Annotated in this window: 21 protein-coding genes, 1 tRNA gene and 1 riboswitch; of the genes, 7 read left to right on the top strand and 15 right to left on the bottom strand. The window is 67.6% G+C overall.

All coding sequences use genetic code 11. The features are described from left to right. Window positions 1-11: 11 nt before the first annotated feature. From ACFXJL_RS08660 to ACFXJL_RS08640, 5 genes are all read right to left on the bottom strand, one after another. Window positions 12-1,712 (bottom strand): DUF445 family protein, encoded by a 1,701-nt coding sequence (locus ACFXJL_RS08660; protein WP_384690506.1) that lies wholly within the window; start codon window positions 1,710-1,712, stop codon window positions 12-14. 120 nt (window positions 1,713-1,832) lie between these two features. After that, complete coding sequence (locus tag ACFXJL_RS08655) at window positions 1,833-2,510, bottom strand: DUF1707 domain-containing protein (protein WP_384691339.1); 678 nt, start codon at window positions 2,508-2,510, stop codon at window positions 1,833-1,835. 93 nt (window positions 2,511-2,603) lie between these two features. Next, the gene (locus ACFXJL_RS08650) at window positions 2,604-3,575 is read right to left on the bottom strand and encodes an ATP-binding cassette domain-containing protein (RefSeq protein ID WP_358877429.1); all 972 of its coding nucleotides are present in this window, start codon (window positions 3,573-3,575) and stop codon (window positions 2,604-2,606) included. After that, on the bottom strand, window positions 3,575-4,423 hold the full coding sequence (locus ACFXJL_RS08645) for an ABC transporter permease (protein WP_384691336.1): 849 nt from the start codon (window positions 4,421-4,423) through the stop codon (window positions 3,575-3,577). The genes ACFXJL_RS08650 and ACFXJL_RS08645 overlap by 1 nt, the downstream gene beginning before the upstream one ends. Before the next feature lie 55 nt (window positions 4,424-4,478). Continuing rightward, complete coding sequence (locus tag ACFXJL_RS08640; RefSeq protein WP_358877428.1) at window positions 4,479-5,279, bottom strand: ABC-2 family transporter protein; 801 nt, start codon at window positions 5,277-5,279, stop codon at window positions 4,479-4,481. Between the two features lie 134 nt (window positions 5,280-5,413). Between ACFXJL_RS08640 and ACFXJL_RS08635 the strand changes: the two genes are divergently transcribed. Beyond that, a complete protein-coding gene (locus tag ACFXJL_RS08635; protein WP_384690502.1) occupies window positions 5,414-7,834 on the top strand; it encodes a transglycosylase domain-containing protein in 2,421 nt (806 codons plus the stop codon). Window positions 7,835-7,876: 42 nt separating this feature from the next. Here the strand turns inward: ACFXJL_RS08635 and ACFXJL_RS08630 are convergent, their stop codons facing one another. From ACFXJL_RS08630 to ACFXJL_RS08620, 3 genes are all read right to left on the bottom strand, one after another. Further along, window positions 7,877-8,197, bottom strand: coding sequence for a multidrug efflux SMR transporter (locus tag ACFXJL_RS08630; protein ID WP_358877426.1), 321 nt, complete (start codon window positions 8,195-8,197; stop codon window positions 7,877-7,879). Between the two features lie 32 nt (window positions 8,198-8,229). Continuing rightward, window positions 8,230-8,294, bottom strand: a riboswitch (guanidine-III (ykkC-III) riboswitch). A gap of 193 nt (window positions 8,295-8,487) precedes the next feature. Further along, a complete protein-coding gene (locus ACFXJL_RS08625) occupies window positions 8,488-8,844 on the bottom strand; it encodes a co-chaperone GroES (protein ID WP_358877425.1) in 357 nt (118 codons plus the stop codon). 43 nt (window positions 8,845-8,887) lie between these two features. Further along, window positions 8,888-9,211, bottom strand: a complete 324-nt coding sequence (locus ACFXJL_RS08620; protein WP_358877424.1) for a DUF3618 domain-containing protein — start codon at window positions 9,209-9,211, stop codon at window positions 8,888-8,890. Window positions 9,212-9,339: 128 nt separating this feature from the next. Here ACFXJL_RS08620 and bcp point away from each other — a divergent pair, with 128 nt between their 5' ends. The 4 genes from bcp to ACFXJL_RS08600 all read left to right on the top strand — a co-directional run bounded on the left by bcp (window position 9,340) and on the right by ACFXJL_RS08600 (window position 11,462). Beyond that, window positions 9,340-9,807 carry a thioredoxin-dependent thiol peroxidase gene (gene bcp, locus ACFXJL_RS08615; protein WP_358877423.1) on the top strand — a complete coding sequence of 156 codons (468 nt, stop codon included), beginning with the start codon at window positions 9,340-9,342 and terminating at the stop codon, window positions 9,805-9,807. A 188-nt stretch (window positions 9,808-9,995) separates the two neighbouring features. Continuing rightward, window positions 9,996-10,670 carry an HNH endonuclease signature motif containing protein gene (locus tag ACFXJL_RS08610; RefSeq protein WP_384690497.1) on the top strand — a complete coding sequence of 225 codons (675 nt, stop codon included), beginning with the start codon at window positions 9,996-9,998 and terminating at the stop codon, window positions 10,668-10,670. After that, window positions 10,667-11,368, top strand: a complete 702-nt coding sequence (locus tag ACFXJL_RS08605) for an HNH endonuclease (RefSeq protein WP_384690494.1) — start codon at window positions 10,667-10,669, stop codon at window positions 11,366-11,368. Before ACFXJL_RS08610 ends, ACFXJL_RS08605 begins: the two co-directional genes overlap by 4 nt. Before the next feature lie 10 nt (window positions 11,369-11,378). Next, window positions 11,379-11,462, top strand: a tRNA-Leu gene (locus ACFXJL_RS08600). Between the two features lie 69 nt (window positions 11,463-11,531). Here the strand turns inward: ACFXJL_RS08600 and rdgB are convergent. From rdgB to ACFXJL_RS08580, 4 genes are all read right to left on the bottom strand, one after another. Beyond that, window positions 11,532-12,134 carry an RdgB/HAM1 family non-canonical purine NTP pyrophosphatase gene (rdgB, locus tag ACFXJL_RS08595; RefSeq protein ID WP_358877420.1) on the bottom strand — a complete coding sequence of 201 codons (603 nt, stop codon included), beginning with the start codon at window positions 12,132-12,134 and terminating at the stop codon, window positions 11,532-11,534. A gap of 49 nt (window positions 12,135-12,183) precedes the next feature. Next, window positions 12,184-12,567 carry a hypothetical protein gene (locus ACFXJL_RS08590; RefSeq protein ID WP_358877419.1) on the bottom strand — a complete coding sequence of 128 codons (384 nt, stop codon included), beginning with the start codon at window positions 12,565-12,567 and terminating at the stop codon, window positions 12,184-12,186. 290 nt (window positions 12,568-12,857) lie between these two features. Further along, window positions 12,858-13,598, bottom strand: coding sequence for a ribonuclease PH (gene rph / locus ACFXJL_RS08585; RefSeq protein ID WP_358877418.1), 741 nt, complete (start codon window positions 13,596-13,598; stop codon window positions 12,858-12,860). Window positions 13,599-13,706: 108 nt separating this feature from the next. After that, entirely contained in the window at window positions 13,707-14,018 is a 312-nt protein-coding gene (locus tag ACFXJL_RS08580; RefSeq protein ID WP_358877417.1) for a PTS glucose/sucrose transporter subunit IIB, read from the bottom strand. 203 nt (window positions 14,019-14,221) lie between these two features. Between ACFXJL_RS08580 and ACFXJL_RS08575 the strand changes: the two genes are divergently transcribed. Together ACFXJL_RS08575 and ACFXJL_RS08570 are read left to right on the top strand one after the other, a co-directional pair. Next, window positions 14,222-15,523, top strand: coding sequence for a PTS transporter subunit EIIC (locus tag ACFXJL_RS08575; protein WP_358877416.1), 1,302 nt, complete (start codon window positions 14,222-14,224; stop codon window positions 15,521-15,523). A gap of 691 nt (window positions 15,524-16,214) precedes the next feature. Beyond that, window positions 16,215-17,480 (top strand): PTS transporter subunit EIIC, encoded by a 1,266-nt coding sequence (locus ACFXJL_RS08570; protein WP_384690489.1) that lies wholly within the window; start codon window positions 16,215-16,217, stop codon window positions 17,478-17,480. A gap of 200 nt (window positions 17,481-17,680) precedes the next feature. Here ACFXJL_RS08570 and ACFXJL_RS08565 read toward each other — a convergent pair whose 3' ends face one another. From ACFXJL_RS08565 to ACFXJL_RS08555, 3 genes are all read right to left on the bottom strand, one after another. Further along, window positions 17,681-18,433, bottom strand: coding sequence for an MBL fold metallo-hydrolase (locus ACFXJL_RS08565; protein WP_384690486.1), 753 nt, complete (start codon window positions 18,431-18,433; stop codon window positions 17,681-17,683). 491 nt (window positions 18,434-18,924) lie between these two features. Further along, a complete protein-coding gene (locus ACFXJL_RS08560) occupies window positions 18,925-19,875 on the bottom strand; it encodes a cysteine synthase (RefSeq protein WP_358877413.1) in 951 nt (316 codons plus the stop codon). Next, the gene (locus tag ACFXJL_RS08555; RefSeq protein ID WP_329019527.1) at window positions 19,875-20,195 is read right to left on the bottom strand and encodes a MoaD/ThiS family protein; all 321 of its coding nucleotides are present in this window, start codon (window positions 20,193-20,195) and stop codon (window positions 19,875-19,877) included. The genes ACFXJL_RS08560 and ACFXJL_RS08555 overlap by 1 nt, the downstream gene beginning before the upstream one ends. Window positions 20,196-20,210: the final 15 nt, after the last annotated feature.

Below are 20,210 nucleotides of genomic sequence, written 5' to 3'. Positions count from 1 at the left end.
CGCGGCGGCCCTCAGCCGCCCAGTGCGTGCGCGACCGAATAGATCACCAGCCCGGCCAGGGCGCCCACCACCGTGCCGTTGATGCGGATGAACTGGAGGTCCCGGCCGATGTGGGCCTCGATCTTCCGGGAGGTGTGCTCGGCGTCCCAACCGGCGACGGTGTCGGAGATCAACGAGGTGATCTCGCCGCGGTAGGTCGTCACCACGTACACCGCGGCGTCCTCGACCCATCCGTCCACCTTGCGCTGGAGCCGCTCGTCCGTCGCCAGCCGGGCGCCCAGTGAGAGCAGCGAGGCCCGTGCCCTCAGCCGCAACTCGCTGCGGTCGTCCTCCGCAGCCGAGATGATCATGGCGCGTACGGAGGACCACGCGGAGGCGATCACGTCCTGCACCTCGGAGCGGGCGAGCAGATCCGACTTCATCCGCTCCACGCGGGCGCGGGTGTCCGTGTCCGACTGGAGGTCCGAGGCGAAGTCCGTCAGGAAACGGTCGATCGCACCACGGGCCGGATGGCCCGGCATGTCACGCATCTCGGTCACAAAGCGCAGCAACTCCCGGTAGACCCGCTCGCCCACCTTGCGGTCGACGAAGCGCGGTGTCCAACCGGGGGCCCCGCCCTCCACCGCGTCCATCACCGAGTCCGAGTGGGTAACCAGCCAGTCATGGGCGCGGGCGCAGATCAGGTCCACCGCACGGTGATGGGCACCGTCGGCGACGACCTTCTCCAGGGTCTTGCCGACGCCGGGGGCGACCTCGACGCTGTTGGCTCGCCTGGTGATGGCCTCGCCGACCACCGCCTGTACATCGGAGTCGCGAAGGACCGTCAGCGCGCCGCGCAGGGCGGTGGAGACCTCGGCCGTCACCCGGTCCGCGTGGGCGGGCTCGGCGAGCCAGGCACCGAGCCTGGCGCCGATACCGACGGCCCGCAGCCGGGTGCGCACCACGTCCTCCGAGAGGAAGTTCTCCCCGACGAAGGAGCCGAGCGAGGCCCCGAGCTGGTCCTTCTTGTTCGGGATGATCGCCGTGTGCGGAATGGGGATGCCCAGGGGATGACGGAAGAGCGCCGTGACCGCGAACCAGTCGGCGAGCGCACCGACCATGCCGGCCTCCGCGGCGGCTGCGACATAGCCCGCCCAGGGGCCGGCGCCCGAGTTCTTCGCCCAGGTGGCGAGCGCGAAGACGACGGCGACGAGGACCAGCAGACCGGTGGCGGTCAGCTTCATCCGCCGCACTCCGCGCTGCTTCTCCTCGTCGGCCTCGGTGTACGCGAAGGAGGGCAGACCGCTTCGACGCGGCGCACCCCCGGTGGCCTTGTTCGCGGTAGGTGGCGCCGCTGTCGCTGTCGACCCTGAAGTCCCAGACGGTTCAGAGGGCCCGGACGGTTCAGAGGGCCCGGATGGCGCCGAAGGGCCAGACGCTCCCAGAGGACCAGGCCGCGGTTCACCGCCCGTACCCCGATCGGCGTCCGAAGCGGAACCCTCGGCTGCCCGGGGCTCACCCGGCCGACCGGGAACCGCCACGGATTCTTGACCGGAACCAGAACCAGGACCGGAGTCCGCAGATGGGCCCGGACCGGACTGCGCCGGGTCGCCCCCGTCGCGCCCCCGCCGGCCGGAGCTCTCACCCGCCCCGGGCGAGTGAGCCGCCCCCTCCGACGCCGAAGCCGGATCCGGCTCCGGTTCTTCCCGATCTGTGCTGTTCATCCGCTCCACCCGTCCGCGCGTACCCGGTACGCATTGTCCCTACCTGAGGTACTCCCGGAGCGCATCCTGAGTTCCCGCGACCCACCGGCCGAACAACGACACCGCCCCACCACCGGTGACGACGGAACCTCAGCCCAGCTCCTTGCGGGGGCGGTCCTCGTCGCCGCCCTGCTCCAGCCGCTCGCGCTCGGCGGCGCGCTCCGCCTTCAGCCGCTGTTTCTCGGCCTTCGTCCGCTTCCGCTCCACACCGACCCCGCCCATCAGCGCGAACCCGGTGATCCGCACCCGCGGCGCCGAGGGATCGGGAGCCTGATCACCGCCGTGCTCACCAAAACCACCCATGAAGCCGAAGCCGTTGACCTCGACATTGAGGTCCGGCGGCACGACGACACTGACCCCGCCCATGATCGCGAAGCAGCGGATCACGACATCGCGGTCCTCGAAATGCGCTTCGCGCAGATCGAGCTCACCGCCCCCCATCAAGGTGAAGGTGGTGAACAGCCGCGGCACCGTCCACGCCCCGCGCCGCCCGAACCCGCCCCAGAGCGCGAACGCGAACCTCGACGGGTCGACCGTACCGCCAATCCGCTCGGACCAGGACAGGGCACCCGACGACGCTACCGGGGCCACCACCGCGCCTGACACAGATGGCAGATCGCTGACCAACGGCTCCAACTTGCCATGGGTACGCGCCCGATAGGCCGCGTCCAGACGCTCCTCGAACTCCTCCATCGTGAGACGCCCTTCCGCGACCGCCTCACGCAACCGCTCGGCGACCCGCTCGCGCTCACTGTCCGAGGCCCGCATCTCAGGGAGTTCACTCATATGCACCAGTTTAGAGGCCAGGCCCCGTACGGCCTCCGAGCGAACCGCGCCCGTGCGACGGGGTCCCGGCCCCGGTCAACGCACCGTACGTTCCGAGTACATCTTGGCGATCACGGCCTCGATGTCCGGCTCGCGGATCGACAGGTCCACCACCGGATACCGGTCGGCGAGCGCGGCCACCAACGGTGCCGCCGACTGGGCAGCCGGAAACGCCAACCACTGCCGGGGCCCCTCCACCCGCACCGTACGGGCCGACTCGATCACCACCGGGGGCAACTCCCGCTCCAGATCGACCACCAGCGTCCGTTCGCTCTCACCCACCTCGTGCAGACCCGCGAGAGCCCCGTCGTACATCAGCCGCCCATGATCGATCACCATCACCCGTCGGCACAGCTGCTCGATGTCGGTGAGGTCATGGGTGGTCAGCAGCACCGTCGTACCGCGCTCGGCATTGAGATCCCGCAGGAAGTCCCGGACCTTCGCCTTGGAGACCACATCGAGCCCGATCGTCGGCTCGTCGAGGTACAGCACCTCCGGATCGTGCAGCAGCGCCGCCGCGATGTCACCGCGCATCCGCTGCCCGAGCGACAGCTGCCGCACCGGAACGTCCAGCAACTCCCCCAGGTCCAGCAGCTCCACACAGCGGTCCATGTTCTCCTTGAACCGCTGGTCCTCGATCCGATACATCCGGTGCATCAACCGGTAGGAGTCCTTCAGCGGAAGGTCCCACCACAGCGTCGTCCGCTGCCCGAACACCACCCCGATCCGTCGGGCCAAGCGGGTGCGCTCCCGCGCCGGGTCGATGCCCGCCACCCGCAGCCGCCCACCGCTCGGGGTGAGGATCCCGGTCAGCATCTTGATCGTCGTCGACTTCCCCGCACCATTGGGTCCGATGTAGCCCACCATCTCCCCCCGGGCCACCGTGAAGCTGATCCCGTCCACCGCGCGCACCTGCTTCTTCTCCCTGCGCAGCAGACCGGCACGGCGGAAGGTGTCGAAGACCTTCTCCACCCCGTCCAACTCGATCAAAGCGTCCATGCTCGGCATCAGCTCCCTGTACTGCGGTACGAACGAAGGCCGGCCCGCCACGCCAACAGGGCGAGCCAGCAGCAGATGGCCGCGACCAGCGGCGGCAGATAGGCCATCCAGTGCGGCACATCGAGCGGATACGGCCGCTCCAGCACCGCCAGAGCGGGCAACCAGTTGACGAAGGCGAGCGGCACCACGAAGGTCACCCCGCGCACCAGGTCCTTACCGAAGACCGTCGGCGGGTACTGGAGGACGGTGTTGCCGCCGTACGTGACGGCGTTCTGTACTTCGGACGCGTCCTGCGCCCAGAACTGGAAGGCCGCACCGGCGACGAACACGGCGGAGAAGATCACCGCCCCGCTGAGCACCATCATCGGAACCATCAGCACCTTCAACGGGGACCAGTCCACCTCCACCGACGCCAGGCCGTAGCCGAGGACCACCAACCCCTGGGTGATCCGACCGATCCTGCGCAGCGCGAACCGGTCGGCCGCCACCTGCGCGAGCACGGGCGCGGGCCGCACCAGCAACGTGTCCAGCGTGCCGTCCCGCACCCGCCGCCCGAGGCGCTCGGTCGACCCCATGAACAGGTCAGACAGACCGAAGGACGTCGCCGCGGCACCGTAGAGGAAGGCGATCTCCGGCAACCGGTAGCCGCCGAGGGAATCGATGTGCACGAACATCAGCAGGATGGCGAGGAAGTCAAAGCCGGTGATCGCGAAGCTGGTGATCACCGTCATCACGAAGGACGCCCGGTACGCCATCGTCGAACGCACCCACATCGCCACGATCAACCAGTAGGCGCGCAGCCCATCGACCGCACCAGCCCACCGTCCCCGTCGCTCCCACGGATCCAAGGGCACCAGGGGCGCCCGTACGTCCTCGTCCTCCGGGCCGAGGACGACCGACGTCCGCGAGGACTCAACCACCCTGCACCACCACCCTGCGCGTCGCCGCCGTCTGCACCAACCGCCCGAGCGCCAGCAGGGCCAACGCCCAACCCGCCTGGAACGCGTACGCCTCCACCACGCCCCAACCGGTGCGCTGGCCGAGGAACACATCGGCCGGCACCTGCAACAGCGCCGACCAGGGCAATGCGCGCGCCAGTTCGCCCAACACCCCGGGAAAGAGGGTCAGCGGCAGCAGCATCCCGGAGAAGAACATGCCCGCGAGCCAACTGAGCTGGGCCACGCCCGCCCCGTCAAGCAGCCAGAAAGCCGACAGCGCCACCAGGAACCGAAGGGCGAAACTGACCACCAGAGCCAGGGCCACGCACCCCGAGAACGCCACCCAGGTCAACACCGAACCGGGAAGCGCCAGATCGAACGCCAGAGCGCCGATCGCCATCGGAACGACACCCCGACCCACCAGCTGGAACAGCCCCCGACCGAGGTCGCACGCCAACCACCACAGCTGGAGGTCGGCGGGCCGGTACAGATCGATGGCGATGTCACCCGTACGGATGCGCTCGATCAGCTCAACCTCGAACCCGCCGCCCATCAGGGCACCCGCCGCCAGGAGGGCCTGCCCCAACCAGACATAGGTCACCGCCTGCGACACGTCGTACCCGCCCAACTGGGGACGCTCGTCCCACAGGGCGATGTAGGCGTACGCCATGATGAATCCGAAGACGGTATTGGTGAACACCCCCGCGGCCGTCGCCATGCGATAGGTCGCATATCGCCGAAACCAACCGACCAGAACGACCCCGTAGAGTCGCACGCCCTCACCCCTCTTCCGTACGGCCTCAGCGCACGACACCAAAGCGCAAGACCGTAGCCCAATCGGGCCGACCACCGCGACGCAATAATGACGACGGTCCGGGAGATATCCGACTGAAAGTGCACTATGGGCATATGAGTCAGGAGCCCCAGCAGGGTTGGACCCCCCGGGACGAGACCGTCTCGGCACCCGGGCAGCCGCAACCGCGCGGGAACCGGCCCCGACGCACCGGCTGGCGGCGTCTCGTACCCACCTGGCGGGCCGTCATCGGCGCGATCCTGCTGATCGCACTCCTCCTGATCGGCGGATTCGCGGCCGGATACCTGCTCGTCGACATCCCGCCCGCCAACGCCACCGCGACCGCCCAGTCCAACGTGTACCTCTACGCGGACGGCACCCAGATCGCCCGGGACGGCGAAGTCAACCGGGAGAACGTCCAACTCGCCCAGGTCCCCCTGACGGTGCAACGCGCCGTCCTGGCCGCAGAAGACCGCAACTTCTACTCCGAACGGGCCGTCGACCCCAAAGCCATGGTCCGCGCCGCCTGGAACACCCTCACCGGAAAGGGCAAACAATCCGGCTCCACCATCACCCAGCAGTACGTGAAGAACTACTACCTCGGCCAGGAGCAGACCCTCTCCCGGAAATGGAAGGAATTCTTCATCTCGATCAAGCTCAGCCGTGAGCAGAGCAAGACCGAAATCCTCCAGGGATACCTCAACACCAGCTACTTCGGACGCAACGCCTATGGAATCCAGGCCGCGGCCCAGGCGTACTACGGCAAGGACATCGAGGACATCGACACCGCCGAAGGCGCCTACCTCGCCTCGCTCCTGAACGCGCCCAGCGCCTACGACGTCACCACCCACCCCGAGAACCGGAGCGCAGCCCTCGGCCGCTGGAACTACACCCTCGACGGCATGGTCAAGGAAGGCTGGCTCAGCGAGGGCGAACGGGCGGCGATGACCTTCCCCGCACCGCAGGAGGCCAAGCCCGCCATCGGGCTCTCCGGACAGCGCGGCTATGTCGTCCAAGCCGTCGAGGAGTACGTGACCAGCCACGACATCATCGACGAGAACACTTTGGCCGCCGGCGGCTACCGCCTCACCACCACCCTCCAACGCGCCAAGCAGGACGCGTTCGTCGAAGCGGTCGACGACCAGGTGACATCCCGACTCGACCAGGACCGCAAGGCCGACCGCAACGTACGCGTCGGCGGTGCGGCCATCGACCCCGAATCCGGCAGGGTCGTCGCCCTGTACGGCGGCATCGACTACACCCGCCAGTACGTCAACAACGCGACCCGCCGCGACTACCAGGTCGGCTCCACGTTCAAGCCCTTCGTCTTCACCTCCGCGGTGGAGAACGACTCACGAACCCAGAACGGCCGCCGCATCACCCCCGAAACCATCTACGACGGCACCGACCGACGACCCGTCCGCGGCTGGAGCGGAGGCCGCTACGCCCCCGAGAACGAGGACGGCGTCTCCTACGGACCCATCACCGTCCGCGAGGCCACCGACCGTTCCGTGAACTCCGTGTACGCCCAGATGGCAGTCGACGTGGGCCCCACCAGGGTCCGCCAGACCGCGATCGACCTGGGCATCCCGGCCACCACCCCGGACCTGACCGCCAGCCCCTCCATCGCCCTGGGACCCGCGACCGCCAGTGTGCTCGACATGGCCGAGGCGTACGCCACCCTCGCCAACCACGGCCGTCACGGCACCTATGCCCTCGTCAGCAAGATCACCAAAGACGGCACGGCCGTACGACTCCCCCCGACGAACACCCGACAGGCCGTCAGCCGAGAGGCCGCCGACACCACCACCTCCATCCTCCAGAGCGTCGTCGACGACGGCACCGGCACCGCCGCCCAGTCCGCGGGACGCCCGGCGGCAGGCAAGACCGGAACCGCCGAAGAGGACAAGGCCGCCTGGTTCGCCGGCTACACCCCCCAGCTCGCCACCGTCGTCGCCGTCATGGGCCAGGACCCGGAAACCGGTGCGCAAAAACCCCTGTACGGGGCGCTCGGCCTCCCCCGGATCAACGGCGGCGGGGCACCCGCACGCATCTGGGGACAGTTCACCGGAATGGCACTGGAAGGCACGGAGATCACCGAGTTCGACCTGGAACTGGAACCCGGCGCCAACGAACCGGAACCCATGCCCGAATCACCCGACGAGGAATCGTCCCCACCCCCGTCCGAGCCCGACGAGGACAGCGCTTCGCCCGAACCCAGCGAAGAAAGCCCAGACGAGAGCCTCGCACCAAGCGAGAACCCCTCCGCAGACGACACGGGCACCGCGGACACCGGGGACGGCGACACGGACGGGGGCGACAGCAGCGCACCCCAGGGAACCGGACCGGCAGGCCCCGGCTACGACCCGCGCCCCGGCAGCCGTCGCGACGGCCCCGGCGACCACAGCAGATTCCAGGACACCGGCCCGGGCCCGCGAAGGCCCGACGGCCACACAGGAGAAGAACAGCTGGGCGCACCGGCACCGAACCACCACAACGCGCCGATGCCCCAGGGCCGGGCCAACGAGAAGGGGTGACGAACGCCCTCGGCGCCGCCACCCCCACTCACCAGCACGACCTCAGTGGCCGGATGTCACCTTCAGCCCGACCACGGCGACCAGCAGCAGCGAGACGAAGAAGATCCGGGCGGCCGTCACCGGCTCGTTCAGGGCCACCATGCCCACGATCGCCGCACCGGCAGCACCGATACCGACCCACACGCCGTACGCCGTACCGATCGGCAGCGTCTTCGCCGCCTGCGCCAGCAAGAACATGCTCGCGACAATGCCCGCGCCCGTGAACACACTGGGCCAGAGCTTGGTGAAACCATCGGTGAACTTCATACCGATCGACCAGCCGACCTCAAGCACACCGGCGATGATCAAAAGAACCCAGGCCATGACGGCACCTCCGAGAGACACGATTTCAACGGGGTGCGTCGTCTTTGCCAGCCCGGTACGGCGCGTCTCGTCGGGGTTGCTTCCACCGTAGCAAATCAACGGCGAAAGGGCTGGTGAGATCAGTCACCGGCCCCATGGGCCACCGGAACCCAAGCCGCAGCGGATCAGAAGGCGGTTCAGAAAAGAGCAGGTCAGCGAGGAGCGCGGCGGCAAGCCAGCGAAAGGCACAGTGCAGCCAGGCCCGGATCTACAGTGCAGGCAGGCCGGGATCTACGGGGGTCCAGCCCAGGTCAGAGGTAGAGCCCGGTGGAATCCTCAGAACCCTGGAACCGATCAGCGGCCACCGCGTGCAGATCGCGCTCCCGCATCAGCACGTACGCCACGCCCCGGACCTCGACCTCGGCCCGGTCCTCAGGGTCGTACAACACCCGGTCACCGGTCTCCACCGTCCGCACATTCTGTCCGACCGCAACCACCTCGGCCCATGCGAGGCGCCGGCCGACCGCCGCGGTCGCCGGGATCACAATGCCGCCCGTGGAACGACGCTCACCCTCCGGACCGTCGGTGCGCACCAACACGCGGTCGTGCAGCATGCGAATGGGCAGCTTGTCGTGCTGGGTGCCGTGCTCATGACTGTTGGGGCTCACCCGATGAACTTACCTGCCCCCGGGCGGTTCACCCGCCCACGGGTCACCGACGGCGCTTGCGTCCGGTGGAAACGGCCATCAGTCCCACCAAACCGACCACGGCAACCGCCAGCGGCACCAGCCGTTCCAATCGCGGTGCGCCGTCGGCCGAGACGAACACCGACCGTACGTCCACCACCTTGCGGTTGACCGTGGCGAAGGCCCGGCCCGCGGTCCGATCGACCGTGGAAGCCGCCTTGGCCTTCGCATCGCCGATGATCGTCTTGGGGTGCACCCGCACCCCGATCTCGTCGAGCGTCTCGGCAAGCTGGTCGCGCCTGCGGACGATGTCCGCCTCGATCTGCGCAGGGGTCCTCGCGTCCGACACCGCGCTGCCTCCGTGGTCGTGTCCAGTGTGTTCTTCGTCGACAGTCTGTCAGCTCTGCCGCGCACCTACCCGCCGGCACCCCTATTACGCTCGACGGCGTACACCCGCACGGCTTGACGAGGAGAACCATGAGCGAGCGACTTAAGCCCGGCGATCCGGCCCCTGACTTCACCCTCCCCGACGCGGACGGCAACGAGGTGTCGCTCGCGTCCCACAAGGGCCGCAAGGTGATCGTGTACTTCTACCCGGCGGCCCTGACCCCCGGGTGCACCAAGCAGGCGTGCGACTTCACGGACAACCTTGAGCTGCTGGCCGGCGCGGGTTACGACGTGATCGGCGTGTCGCCGGACAAGCCGGAGAAGCTGGCCAAGTTCCGGGACAAGGAGGACCTCAAGGTCACCCTGGTCGCGGACCCGGACAAGGAAGTCCTGACCGCGTACGGGGCGTACGGCGAGAAGAAGTTGTACGGAAAGGTCGTCACGGGGGTCATCCGGTCCACGGTGGTGGTGGACGAGGAGGGCAAGGTGGAGCGTGCGCTCTACAACGTGAAGGCGACCGGGCATGTCGCAAAGATCATCAAGGATCTGGGCATCTAAACCCCACCCCTGGCCCGGGGCCTCCTTTTCGCTGACCGGTTCGGGTTCGACCATCCGACGGCGCCCGAGGGGGCCTCACTCCTTCGACCAAAGCGGGAGCGGCAACTCCACATTTCGCACGTAACCGCTTCGAATATCGGTTCGTTAGTCCGTTCGGGTCGCAGAACCGCGATCCGGACGGAGGAGCCATGGGCAAGAGCCCCTATACGGAGGATCGCCTCGCCGCGGCGGCACAATCCTCGCGAACGCTGACCGAGGCACTGGTCCGCCTTGGAATCGACCCGAAGAGTCCAACGCGCAAGTACATCAGCGAGCGGATGAAGCGGCTCGGAATATCCACGGACCATTTCGAACGTGAAGGGGCACGGTGGACGCGAGACGTCCTTGAACCGGCTGTGGCGGCTTCGACCAGCGTGTACGAGGTACTGCGGCGGCTGGGCATCGAGGCGGTGGGAGGTCACCACACGAACATCAGCCGCCGTATCAAAGCCTATGGAATCGACACTTCCCACTTCCGGCCCCCGCCGCCCAACGGAAGGACTCGACGACGCGCACCGGCATCGCTGCTGGTGAAACAGCCCTCTCAGAGCGCTCGGCGCATCCGGGGCGAGCGTCTCAAACGGGCCCTCGCGACCACCGGTGTGCCCAACCGATGCGCTCTGTGCGGCACTGGCCCGTTGTGGCGCGGGCGCCCTCTTCCGCTGGAGGTCGATCACATCGATGGTGACTGGCGCAACAACCGGATCGACAATCTACGAATTCTCTGCCCCAACTGTCATTCGGCCACGGACAATTACCGAGGCCGAGGAAAGGGCGGGCGAACAGCCGTCGCCCACCGCGCTGAGGCCAGGGGGACCGAATGACTTCTGCCGCCAGGCGCTATACGCCCGCAGAACTGAGGACGGCAGCGAAGCAGTGCACGAACCTGGACGAGGTCATCGCATTCTTCGGCACCTCCCCCTACGAAGGACTGAAGCGCCATCTGCTCCGCTGCTTCGAACAGAACGGCATCGACGTCTCACATTTTCCGCGACGCCGACACAGCGGACCGCGGCCCTCAAGCGCCGAACTGCGCACGGCGGTGGCAGCCTCACACTCCTTGGCTGAAGCGCTGAGACGACTCGATCGGCGGGACAACGGTGTTCAACGAGCGGCTTTGCGCAACTGGATAGCGGAAGAAGCCCTCTCGACCTCTCATTTCCTGGGCCAGGCACAGGGGCGAGGAAGGCCATCCACCACGCCAAGGGCGAGCGCGGTGCACGTACTCACGAAGCGTAGGGGCGGCCACCGAACGAAGACGGCCCGGTTGCGTCAGGCCCTGCGTGATCTCGGGTTGCCGGAGCAATGTGCCGACTGTGGCACTGGACCTGCGTGGCAGGGTCGGACGATGACGCTGGAGATCGACCACATCAACGGCGACCGACTGGACGACCGTGCGGAGAACCTTCGACTGCTGTGCCCCAACTGCCATGCGGTCACCAGCACATGGTGCCGGGGCGGTAGACCCCGAGACGCACGGGCAAACGAGGGCGGCGAAACTCCAGAGCAGCCGCTACCATAACGGAGGGCTGGCGGCCGTGGCGGAATTGGCCTACGCGCGACATTTAGGATGTCGTGGGAGAAATCCCTTGAGGGTTCGAGTCCCTCCGGCCGCACACCTTGGAAACGAAGGCACGCTTCTCGGCAATCGAGGGCGTGCCTTCGTTCTTTCCATCCGAGGGCTCTCAGCCCAGCAGTTCCCCGATGGCCGGGACCAGGGCCCGGAATGCCTTGCCGCGGTGGCTGATCGCGTTCTTCTCCGCCGGGCTCAGCTCCGCCGCCGTACGGGTCTCGCCCTCCGGCTGGAGGATCGGGTCGTAGCCGAAGCCGTTGGTGCCGGCCGGGCGGTCGCGCAGGGTGCCGAGCATTCGCCCCTCGACGACCCGTTCCGTGCCGTCGGGGAGCGCGAGAGCCGCAGCGCAGAAGAAGTGGGCTCCCCGGTGCTCCGGTGCGATGTCGGACAGCTGGGCGAGGAGCAGATTGAGGTTGGCGGTGTCGTCGCCGTGTGTTCCGGCCCAGCGGGCGGAGAAGATTCCGGGTGCGCCGCCGAGGACGTCGACGCAGAGGCCGGAGTCGTCGGCGACGGCTGGTAGTCCGGTCGCTTGTGCGAGCGCGTGTGCTTTGAGCAGGGCGTTCTGGGCGAAGGTGACGCCGGTTTCCTTGACGTCGGGGATCTGGGGGTAGGCATCCGCGCCGACGAGTTCGAGCGGCAGTTCCGCGTCGGCGAGGATGGCCCTCAGTTCGGTGATCTTCCCGGCGTTGCGGGTGGCAAGGATGAGTCGGGTCATGCACCGATTATCGGCGAGTGCCGTGTGGGGGTGGACCCGGGTGGTCAGATCAGGGGCTGCAGACCTTGCCGATCTCGGAGGCCGCGTCGGTGACGGGCTTGAGGTCGGGGGTGGCGTCGCCGCCTTCGATGGCCTTGCGGACGTTGTCGACGCCGGCGTTCAGATCGTCGACGGCCTTGGTGAGGTCGGCGTTGTCGGTCTTGTCGCTGAGGCTGTCGAGCTCTTTGTCGATGTCGTCGAGGGCCTGGCGGGCCTGGGCGGGGTTCTCGGTCGCGTTGGAGGCGGCTTCGGTGAGCTTGTCGACGCTGGTCGCGATGGCCTCGGCGGTCTCCACACAGTCGAGGGCCTTGTCGATGGCGCTACAGCCCACGGTGATCGGGATGATCAGGGCGGTGGCAGCGAGCGTGAGTGCGATACGGCGGCGCGCAGACATGGAACGGTCCCTCCCGGATACGGCCGGGCGCACGGTTTGGCCCGTGCGCCCGTGTCCTTAACGACGCCCGCTGGGGCGTTCTTGGTTGCTTCTTTACCCAGTCGGCGTGCCGGGCAGTGGGGTGCCGGTCCGGTGGAGGCTTCCCCCCTGCTGAAGAGGGGTGAAGAGGAGCGAGGAAGCGAGCCGCCCGTGCGCCGGGGTACGGCGGGGCGGTTTCGGCCGGTGTCCGTCGCTGGGTGGGGTCATGACCGATGTGTTCGCCGCCGCGACGGCCGCGCAGCGGGTGCGGGTCAGCCCGTGGTGTCCGTGCGGCCGAGTGCTTCGAGCTGGAGGGCTGCGAGGTCGGTGCAGCCGGCGGTCGCCAGGTCGAGGAGTGCGTTGAGCTCCTTGCGGTCGAAGGGCTCGGCTTCGGCGGTGCCCTGGACCTCGACGAAGCGCCCGTCTCCGGTGCAGACGACGTTCATGTCGGTGTCGGCCCGGACGTCTTCCTCGTAGCAGAGGTCGAGGAGGGGTTCGCCGTCGACGATGCCGACCGATACGGCGGACACGGTGCCGGTGAGCGGCTTGCGTCCGGCGCGGATGAGCTTCTTCTGTTGGGCCCAGTTCACGGCGTCGGCCAGTGCGACGTAGGCGCCGGTGATGGCGGCGGTGCGGGTGCCGCCGTCGGCCTGGAGTACATCGCAGTCGAGGACGATCGTGTTCTCGCCCAGTGCTTTGTAGTCGATGACGGCTCGGAGGGACCGGCCGATGAGTCGGCTGATCTCGTGGGTGCGTCCGCCGATCTTGCCGCGGACGGATTCGCGGTCGCCGCGGGTGTTGGTGGAGCGGGGCAGCATCGAGTACTCGCCGGTGACCCAGCCTTCGCCGGTGCCCTTGCGCCAGCGCGGTACGCCTTCGGTGACCGACGCGGTGCAGAAGACTTTGGTGTCGCCGAAGGAGATGAGGACGGAGCCCTCTGCGTGCTTGCTCCATCCGCGCTCAAGGGTGACCGGGCGGAGCTGTTCGGGGGTGCGGCCGTCGATGCGAGACATGGGGGTGAGCCTATCGGCTGTGCGGAAGGGCCCCGTCCCCTGGTTTTCACCGTGGGGATGAGGCCCTTTCGCATGTCTGTGCCAGGGTTGGGCTGAGGGGCGGTCAGCTCACATCATGTCTTCGATGTCGGCGGCGATGGGGTCGGCGTCGGTGCCGATGACGACCTGGATCGCGGTGCCCATCTTGACGACTCCGTGGGCGCCGGCGGCCTTGAGGGCGGCTTCGTCGACCTTGGCCGGGTCGATGACTTCGGTGCGGAGGCGGGTGATGCAGCCTTCGATCTCCTCGATGTTCTCGATGCCGCCGAGGCCGGCGACGATCTTCTCAGCCTTGCTGGCCATGTTCTCTCCCTGCGTTCCTAGGGCGCCTTGAGTGGTCGCCCGGTGCTGCGTCGGCCCACCAATGGCCCGCTTTGTCACGTTAACGCACGGTTGGCCCAACTTCACGGGCGAGTGACCGGTTCATCGCTGAAGATAACGATCACCGGCGTTCCGTAGATGACCGAGGGCACGGGCCCGACCGAGGGCGCGACATCAGTCATGGGTGACCCGGAGCCTTGCCGCAACTGGTCTACACCAGTCTGCAACACCTGCCAACCGGGCCAGTTCCAGGAGGGACGTCGATGAGCTCCGAGAGCGCCGCCGCCGCCAGATCGCAGCCGTCCTGGGGCAGCAAACTGTTCCAGGGACTACAGAAGATGGGGCGCAGCCTTCAGCTCCCCATCGCTGTGCTGCCTGCGGCCGGCATTCTCAATCGCCTCGGCCAGCCCGATGTCTTCGGTTCGGACGGGCTGGGCTGGAACGACGTGGCGAAGGTGATGGCGGGCGCGGGTGGCGCCCTGTTGGACTCCAACATCGGTCTGCCGCTGCTGTTCTGTGTGGGTGTCGCCATCGGCATGGCGAAGAAGTCGGACGGCTCGACGGCGCTGGCGGCGGTGGCGGGCTTCCTCGTCTACTACAACGTGCTGAGGCAGTTCCCGGAGGACTGCCCCGATCAGGCGCAGGCCGTGGCGACGGGGTGTCAGGCGCCGGACAATTCGGTGGCGGCCTTCACCTATCAGAACCCCGGGGTCTTCGGTGGCATCGTGATGGGCCTGCTGGCGGCGTACTTCTGGCAGCGTTTCCACCGGACGAAGCTGGTGGACTGGTTGGGCTTCTTCAATGGCCGCCGGCTGGTGCCGATCATCATGTCGTTCGTCGGTATCGCAATCGCGGTGATCTCCCTGTGGGTCTGGCCGCCGGTGGGCCGGGGCCTGGAGAGCTTCAGCGACTGGTTGGTGGAGTTGGGCCCGTGGGGTTCGGGCATCTTCGGGGTCACCAACCGGGCCTTGCTGGTGATCGGTCTGCATCAGTTCCTGAACGTGCCGATCTGGTTCCAGCTGGGCAGTTACACCAAGCCGGACGGCACGGTGGTGCACGGTGACATTTCAATGTTCCTGGCGGGTGACCCCGATGCGGGTCAGTTCACGACGGGGTTCTTCCCCATCATGATGTTCGCCCTGCCCGCGGCTGCTCTGGCCATCACCCATTGCGCGCGACCTCATCGGCGCAAGGAGATCGGCGGGTTGATGCTGTCGGTCGCCCTGACATCGTTCGTCACGGGGATCACGGAGCCGCTGGAGTATTCGTTCCTCTTCGTGGCGCCGGCGCTGTATGCGGTGCATGCGGTGTTGACGGGTGTCTCGATGGCGGTGACATGGGCGTTGGGGGTGAAGGACGGTTTCAGTTTCTCCGCCGGTCTGATCGACTACGTCATCAACTGGTCCTTGGCGACGAAACCTTGGCTGATCATTCCGATCGGGCTCGGTTTCGCCTTGGTGTACTACGTGGTGTTCCGGTTCGCGATCATCAAATTCAACATCCAGACGCCGGGGCGTGAACCGGAGGAAGTTGGCGATGAGATGGAACGCGAGAATGTGAAGTAGCAGCACATCCGCGACGGCATTCTTCCGGTGCGGGCACAGGGAATGGGGCGTGTTTCCCGGGCCGATTCAGGTTGGCCGGGAGGTTGAATTCCCGGCATCAGACGGTTTCCGTGGCGGGCTGGTCCGCGTGTGTTCCGGCGATGCCGGTGGTAGAAGGGCGAGTTTGAGGGCGGGAAGCCTCGACGGCTTCCCGCTCTTCTTCTCTTGCCCTGGCCGCCTTCTTCTCTTGTCCTGGCCGCGCGGTCGGTGCCGGGTTCGTCGTGTCTCGCACTGCCTGCCGTTGCCCGCTGGCGATTTCCGGCGTCCGGTCGTAGTGCTGCCCTTTTCCCAGTGCCATGGGCGGCTTCGAGTAGCCTCACCGACCGCTCAGCGTGGGTGCGAGTTCCGATCGCCGCGATGTCAGGCTCTCGCCTTTCCGATGCGTTCCCATGCGTTCCCATGCGTTCCCGATGTGTTCCGGCCCCGCATCCATGATCGAATCCATTCACCCGCGGAGCTCGCTCCGCGGTGTTGGAATTCACATATCGCACGTCACATTCGACGCTTTTCCCCTGTTCCTCATCGACTCCCCCCATGTTAAAAAGGTCTACACCACTTAGTGGTGTAGACCATGCGGATCGCCGCACCCCCTTGTAGACGCCGCCTCCCCGCTTCTCGTCCTCGCGGCGCCTTGCTCCCCTGGAGGAAGTTGATGTCCACCGCCAGCACCGCCCCGGCGGATCGGAAAAAGTGGGGCGCGGGCGCGATGGCCGTCATGCAGCGCATTGGCCGCAGCCTGATGCTCCCCGTCGCCGTCCTCCCCGCTGCCGCGCTCCTCGTTCGACTCGGCAATGACGACATGCTCGGCCGTGAGTCGTTCCCGTCCTTCCTCACCGAGATAGCCGGCTATATGCACGCCGGCGGCAACGCGATCCTCGACAATATGGCGTTGTTGTTCGCCGTCGGCATCGCCATCGGCTTCGCCAGGAAATCCGACGGCTCGACCGCGCTGGCGGCCGTCACCGGCTATCTGGTCTTCAAGAGCGTGCTCGGTACGTTCACCGACAAGAACCTGCCGAAGGTCGCCGAAGTCGTGGACGGCGCCATCGTGATGCGGGAAGCACCCGTGGACGCCAAAGTCCTCGGCGGTGTGGTGATGGGACTGGTCGTCGCCCTGCTCTACCAGCGCTTCTACCGCACCAAACTGCCCGACTGGGCCGGCTTCTTCGGCGGTCGACGGCTGGTTCCCATACTGTCCGCCTTCGCCGGACTGCTGATCGGCATCGCCTTCGGATTCCTCTGGCCGGTACTCGGCACGGCCCTGCACAACAGCGGTGAATGGCTGGTCGGCTCCGGCGCGGTGGGCGCGGGCATCTTCGGCGTCGCCAACCGCGCGCTCATCCCGGTCGGCATGCACCATCTCCTGAACTCGTTCCCCTGGTTCCAGGCGGGTTCCTACGACGGCAAGAGCGGCGACATCGCCCGGTTCCTGGCCGGTGACCCGACGGCCGGGCAGTTCATGACCGGCTTCTTCCCGATCATGATGTTCGCACTGCCCGCGGCCTGTCTGGCGATCGTCCACTGTGCCCGCCCGGAGCGGCGCAAGGTGGTGGGCGGAATGATGTTCTCGCTGGCGCTGACGTCGTTCGTGACCGGTGTGACCGAGCCGATCGAATTCACCTTCATGTTCATCGCGCCGGTGCTCTACGCCGTGCACGCGGTACTCACCGGGGTCTCCATGGCGCTCACCTGGGGCCTGGGGATGAAGGACGGTTTCGGCTTCTCGGCCGGTGCGGTCGACTTCCTGCTGAATCTGGGGATCGCGTCCAACCCCTGGGGCCTGGCACTCGTGGGGCTGTGCTTCGCAGTCGTCTATTACGTGGTGTTCCGCTGGGCCATCACTCGGTTCAATCTGCCGACTCCGGGGCGGGAGTCGGACGAGGAACTGGCTGACCTCATGAAGGCGGAGGCCAAATAGGCCGCTCACCACCTCCGCCCGTGCCCCTGGTTGCCGCGCTGGAACCGGGGGCTTCGGCCCTGTGTGACCACCTGTCATGAACAGCCGCGGCCGGCCCCGGAAGCATGTCCGGCAACGGGGTGCGGCCTCCGCGGGCCGGCAGATCGACCTCGGCCGGCGGCTGTCCGCAGGCAGCGGGCAGCTGGCAGGGGGCCGCCGGCTCAGACCTCGTACACGGCGCCCGGTACGGCGATCTCCGCAGGTCCCCGGTACTCGGCGCGGGCATCGGCGAGATTGCGCTGCCCGTCCGTCCACGGCGGTACGTGCGTCAGCACCAGCCGACCGGCCCCCGCCCGCTGTGCGTGGGCACCCGCTTCCCTGCCGTTGAGATGGAGATCGGGCACGTCTTCCTTGCCGTAGGTGAAGGACGCCTCGCACAGGAAGAGGTCCGCCCCTTCGGCCAACTCGTCCAGCGCATCGCAGACGCCCGTATCGCCCGAGTACGTCAGTGTCCTGCCGCCGTGCTCCAGCCTGATGCCGAACGCCTCGACGGGATGCGCCACCCGTTCCGTTCGCACGGAGAAGGGGCCGATGTCGAAGCTTCCGGACTTCAGGGTGTGGAAATCGAAGACCTCACTCATCGAGGACGGCGACGGGGTGTCCGCGTACGCCGTGGTCAATCGCTGCTCGGTGCCTTCGGGACCGTACACGGGCAGCGCTGGGCAGCGACCGCCGTCGTGCCGGTAGTAGCGCGCGACGAAGTACGCGCACATGTCGATGCAGTGATCGGCGTGGAGATGGCTGAGGAAGATGGCGTCGAGGTCATAGAGACCGACGTGGCGCTGCAACTCGCCGAGGGCGCCGTTGCCCATGTCGAGGAGCAGCCGGAAGCCGTCGGCCTCTACGAGGTAGCTCGAACAGGCCGATTCCGCGGACGGGAACGAGCCCGAGCAGCCGACGACGGTGAGCTTCATGGAGCCTGAACCTCCGTTGACGGGGAGGGCTGGGGTGGGGGGCGTGCGGTGGATCGAGCGTAAAGCGCAAAAGGGGGCACCGCTCCTTCGGGGAGGGGGGGTGTGGGGGAACTCACCTGCGCTGTCACCGATTCGGAGGGCGCGTGGGGCGTGAGGGTGGGAGCGCACGGGGCGTGAGGGTGGCGAAAAGCCCCGATCCCTTGGTAAAGGGACCGGGGCTCTTTGACGGTCGATCGGCGGGTTCCGCTTGCTCGGGGGTTACCCGGGAGCGTTCGAGCTGTGGTGCGGGGTCCGGCTGCTTCGGTGCCCCGGCCCTCGTCTTCGGTGAGGGTACGGTGCCGCGATGATCCGGGCGGTTGTCGCCGTCCGTCTGGCAACTGGGCTGCTGTGATCGGGCGGCTCGGCCGGTGGTTCGGACGGACGGCGACGGGTCGACTGCGACGAGTGGAGGGCCGGGGCTCGGTCGGCCGGGGCAGGGGTCGGCCAGGGGGTCAGGCCCAGAGCTGTCCTTGGAGGAGGTCGATGGCCTCTTCCGTGGTCTTGGCCGTGTACACACCGGTGGAGAGGTACTTCCAGCCACCGTCGGCGACGACGAAGACGATGTCGGCCGCCTCGCCGGCGTTGAGCGCCTTCCTGCCCACGCCGATGGCCGCATGGAGTGCGGCGCCGGTGGAGACTCCGGCGAAGATGCCCTCTTGCTGGAGCAGTTCCCGGGTGCGGGTCACGGCGTCCGCCGAGCCGACGGAGAAGCGGGTGGTGAGGACGGTCGAGTCGTAGAGCTCGGGGACGAAACCCTCGTCGAGGTTGCGCAGCCCGTAGACCAGGTCGTCGTAGCGCGGCTCAGCGGCGACGATCTTGACGTCGGGTACGTGTTCGCGCAAGTAGCGGCCCACGCCCATCAGGGTGCCGGTGGTGCCGAGGCCGGCGACGAAGTGGGTGATGGACGGCAGGTCCGCGAGGATCTCCGGCCCGGTGCCGGCGTAGTGCGCTCCGGCGTTGGCGGGGTTGCCGTACTGGTAGAGCATTACCCAGGAGGGGTTCTCGGCGGAGAGTTCCTTGGCGACGCGGACGGCGGTGTTGGAGCCTCCCGCGGCCGGTGAGGAGATGATCTCGGCTCCCCACATGGCGAGCAGTTGGCGGCGCTCCTCGCTGGTGTTCTCCGGCATGACGCAGACGATGCGGTAGCCCTTGAGCCTGGCGGCCATGGCGAGGGAGATACCGGTGTTGCCCGAGGTCGGTTCCAGGATGGTGCAGCCGGGTGTGAGCCTGCCGTCCTTCTCGGCCTGCTCGATCATGAAGAGCGCGGGACGGTCCTTGATGGAGCCGGTCGGGTTGCGGTCTTCCAGCTTGGCCCAGATGCGGACGTCGTCGGACGGCGAGAGCCGCGGTAGGCGCACCAGGGGGGTGTTGCCGACCGCGGCGAGGGGGGAGTCGTAGCGCATCAGCGCATTCCCGCACGCCACCGGGCGGAACGGGGGTGCGTCGCGGTCGATCCACCGGCGACGGCCGGGAGGATCGTGACGCTGTCGCCGTCGGAGAGTTCGGTGGCGATGCCGGCGAGGAATCGAACGTCCTCGTCGTTGAGGTAGACGTTGACGAAGCGGCGGAGTTCACCGCCTTCGACGATGCGCTCCTGGATGCCGTTGTGGCGGGAGTCGAGGTCGGCGAGGAGTTCGGCGATGGTGCCTCCGCTGCCTTCGACGGCCTTCTCCCCGTCGGTGTACGTGCGGAGGATGGTCGGGATGCGGACCTCGATGGCCATGGTGTGGGCTCCTGT

The organism is Streptomyces sp. NPDC059256 (genome assembly GCF_042753785.1).
In the GTDB taxonomy this organism is placed as follows: Bacteria; Actinomycetota; Actinomycetes; order Streptomycetales; family Streptomycetaceae; genus Streptomyces.
This window is presented reverse-complemented; position numbering and strand designations above follow the sequence as displayed.

Bases quoted from the DNA above. Each gene is read 5' to 3' on its own strand.
- ACFXJL_RS08655 (WP_384691339.1), bottom strand. From the start codon at position 2,510: ATGCGGGCCTCGGACAGTGAGCGCGAGCGGGTCGCCGAGCGGTTGCGT.
- ACFXJL_RS08650 (WP_358877429.1), bottom strand. From the start codon at position 3,575: ATGCCGAGCATGGACGCTTTGATCGAGTTGGACGGGGTGGAGAAGGTC.
- ACFXJL_RS08635 (WP_384690502.1), top strand. From the start codon at position 5,414: ATGAGTCAGGAGCCCCAGCAGGGTTGGACCCCCCGGGACGAGACCGTC.
- ACFXJL_RS08630 (WP_358877426.1), bottom strand. From the start codon at position 8,197: ATGGCCTGGGTTCTTTTGATCATCGCCGGTGTGCTTGAGGTCGGCTGG.
- bcp (WP_358877423.1), top strand. From the start codon at position 9,340: ATGAGCGAGCGACTTAAGCCCGGCGATCCGGCCCCTGACTTCACCCTC.
- ACFXJL_RS08610 (WP_384690497.1), top strand. From the start codon at position 9,996: ATGGGCAAGAGCCCCTATACGGAGGATCGCCTCGCCGCGGCGGCACAA.
- ACFXJL_RS08605 (WP_384690494.1), top strand. From the start codon at position 10,667: ATGACTTCTGCCGCCAGGCGCTATACGCCCGCAGAACTGAGGACGGCA.
- rdgB (WP_358877420.1), bottom strand. From the start codon at position 12,134: ATGACCCGACTCATCCTTGCCACCCGCAACGCCGGGAAGATCACCGAA.
- ACFXJL_RS08590 (WP_358877419.1), bottom strand. From the start codon at position 12,567: ATGTCTGCGCGCCGCCGTATCGCACTCACGCTCGCTGCCACCGCCCTG.
- rph (WP_358877418.1), bottom strand. From the start codon at position 13,598: ATGTCTCGCATCGACGGCCGCACCCCCGAACAGCTCCGCCCGGTCACC.
- ACFXJL_RS08575 (WP_358877416.1), top strand. From the start codon at position 14,222: ATGAGCTCCGAGAGCGCCGCCGCCGCCAGATCGCAGCCGTCCTGGGGC.
- ACFXJL_RS08570 (WP_384690489.1), top strand. From the start codon at position 16,215: ATGTCCACCGCCAGCACCGCCCCGGCGGATCGGAAAAAGTGGGGCGCG.
- ACFXJL_RS08565 (WP_384690486.1), bottom strand. From the start codon at position 18,433: ATGAAGCTCACCGTCGTCGGCTGCTCGGGCTCGTTCCCGTCCGCGGAA.
- ACFXJL_RS08560 (WP_358877413.1), bottom strand. From the start codon at position 19,875: ATGCGCTACGACTCCCCCCTCGCCGCGGTCGGCAACACCCCCCTGGTG.
- ACFXJL_RS08555 (WP_329019527.1), bottom strand. From the start codon at position 20,195: ATGGCCATCGAGGTCCGCATCCCGACCATCCTCCGCACGTACACCGAC.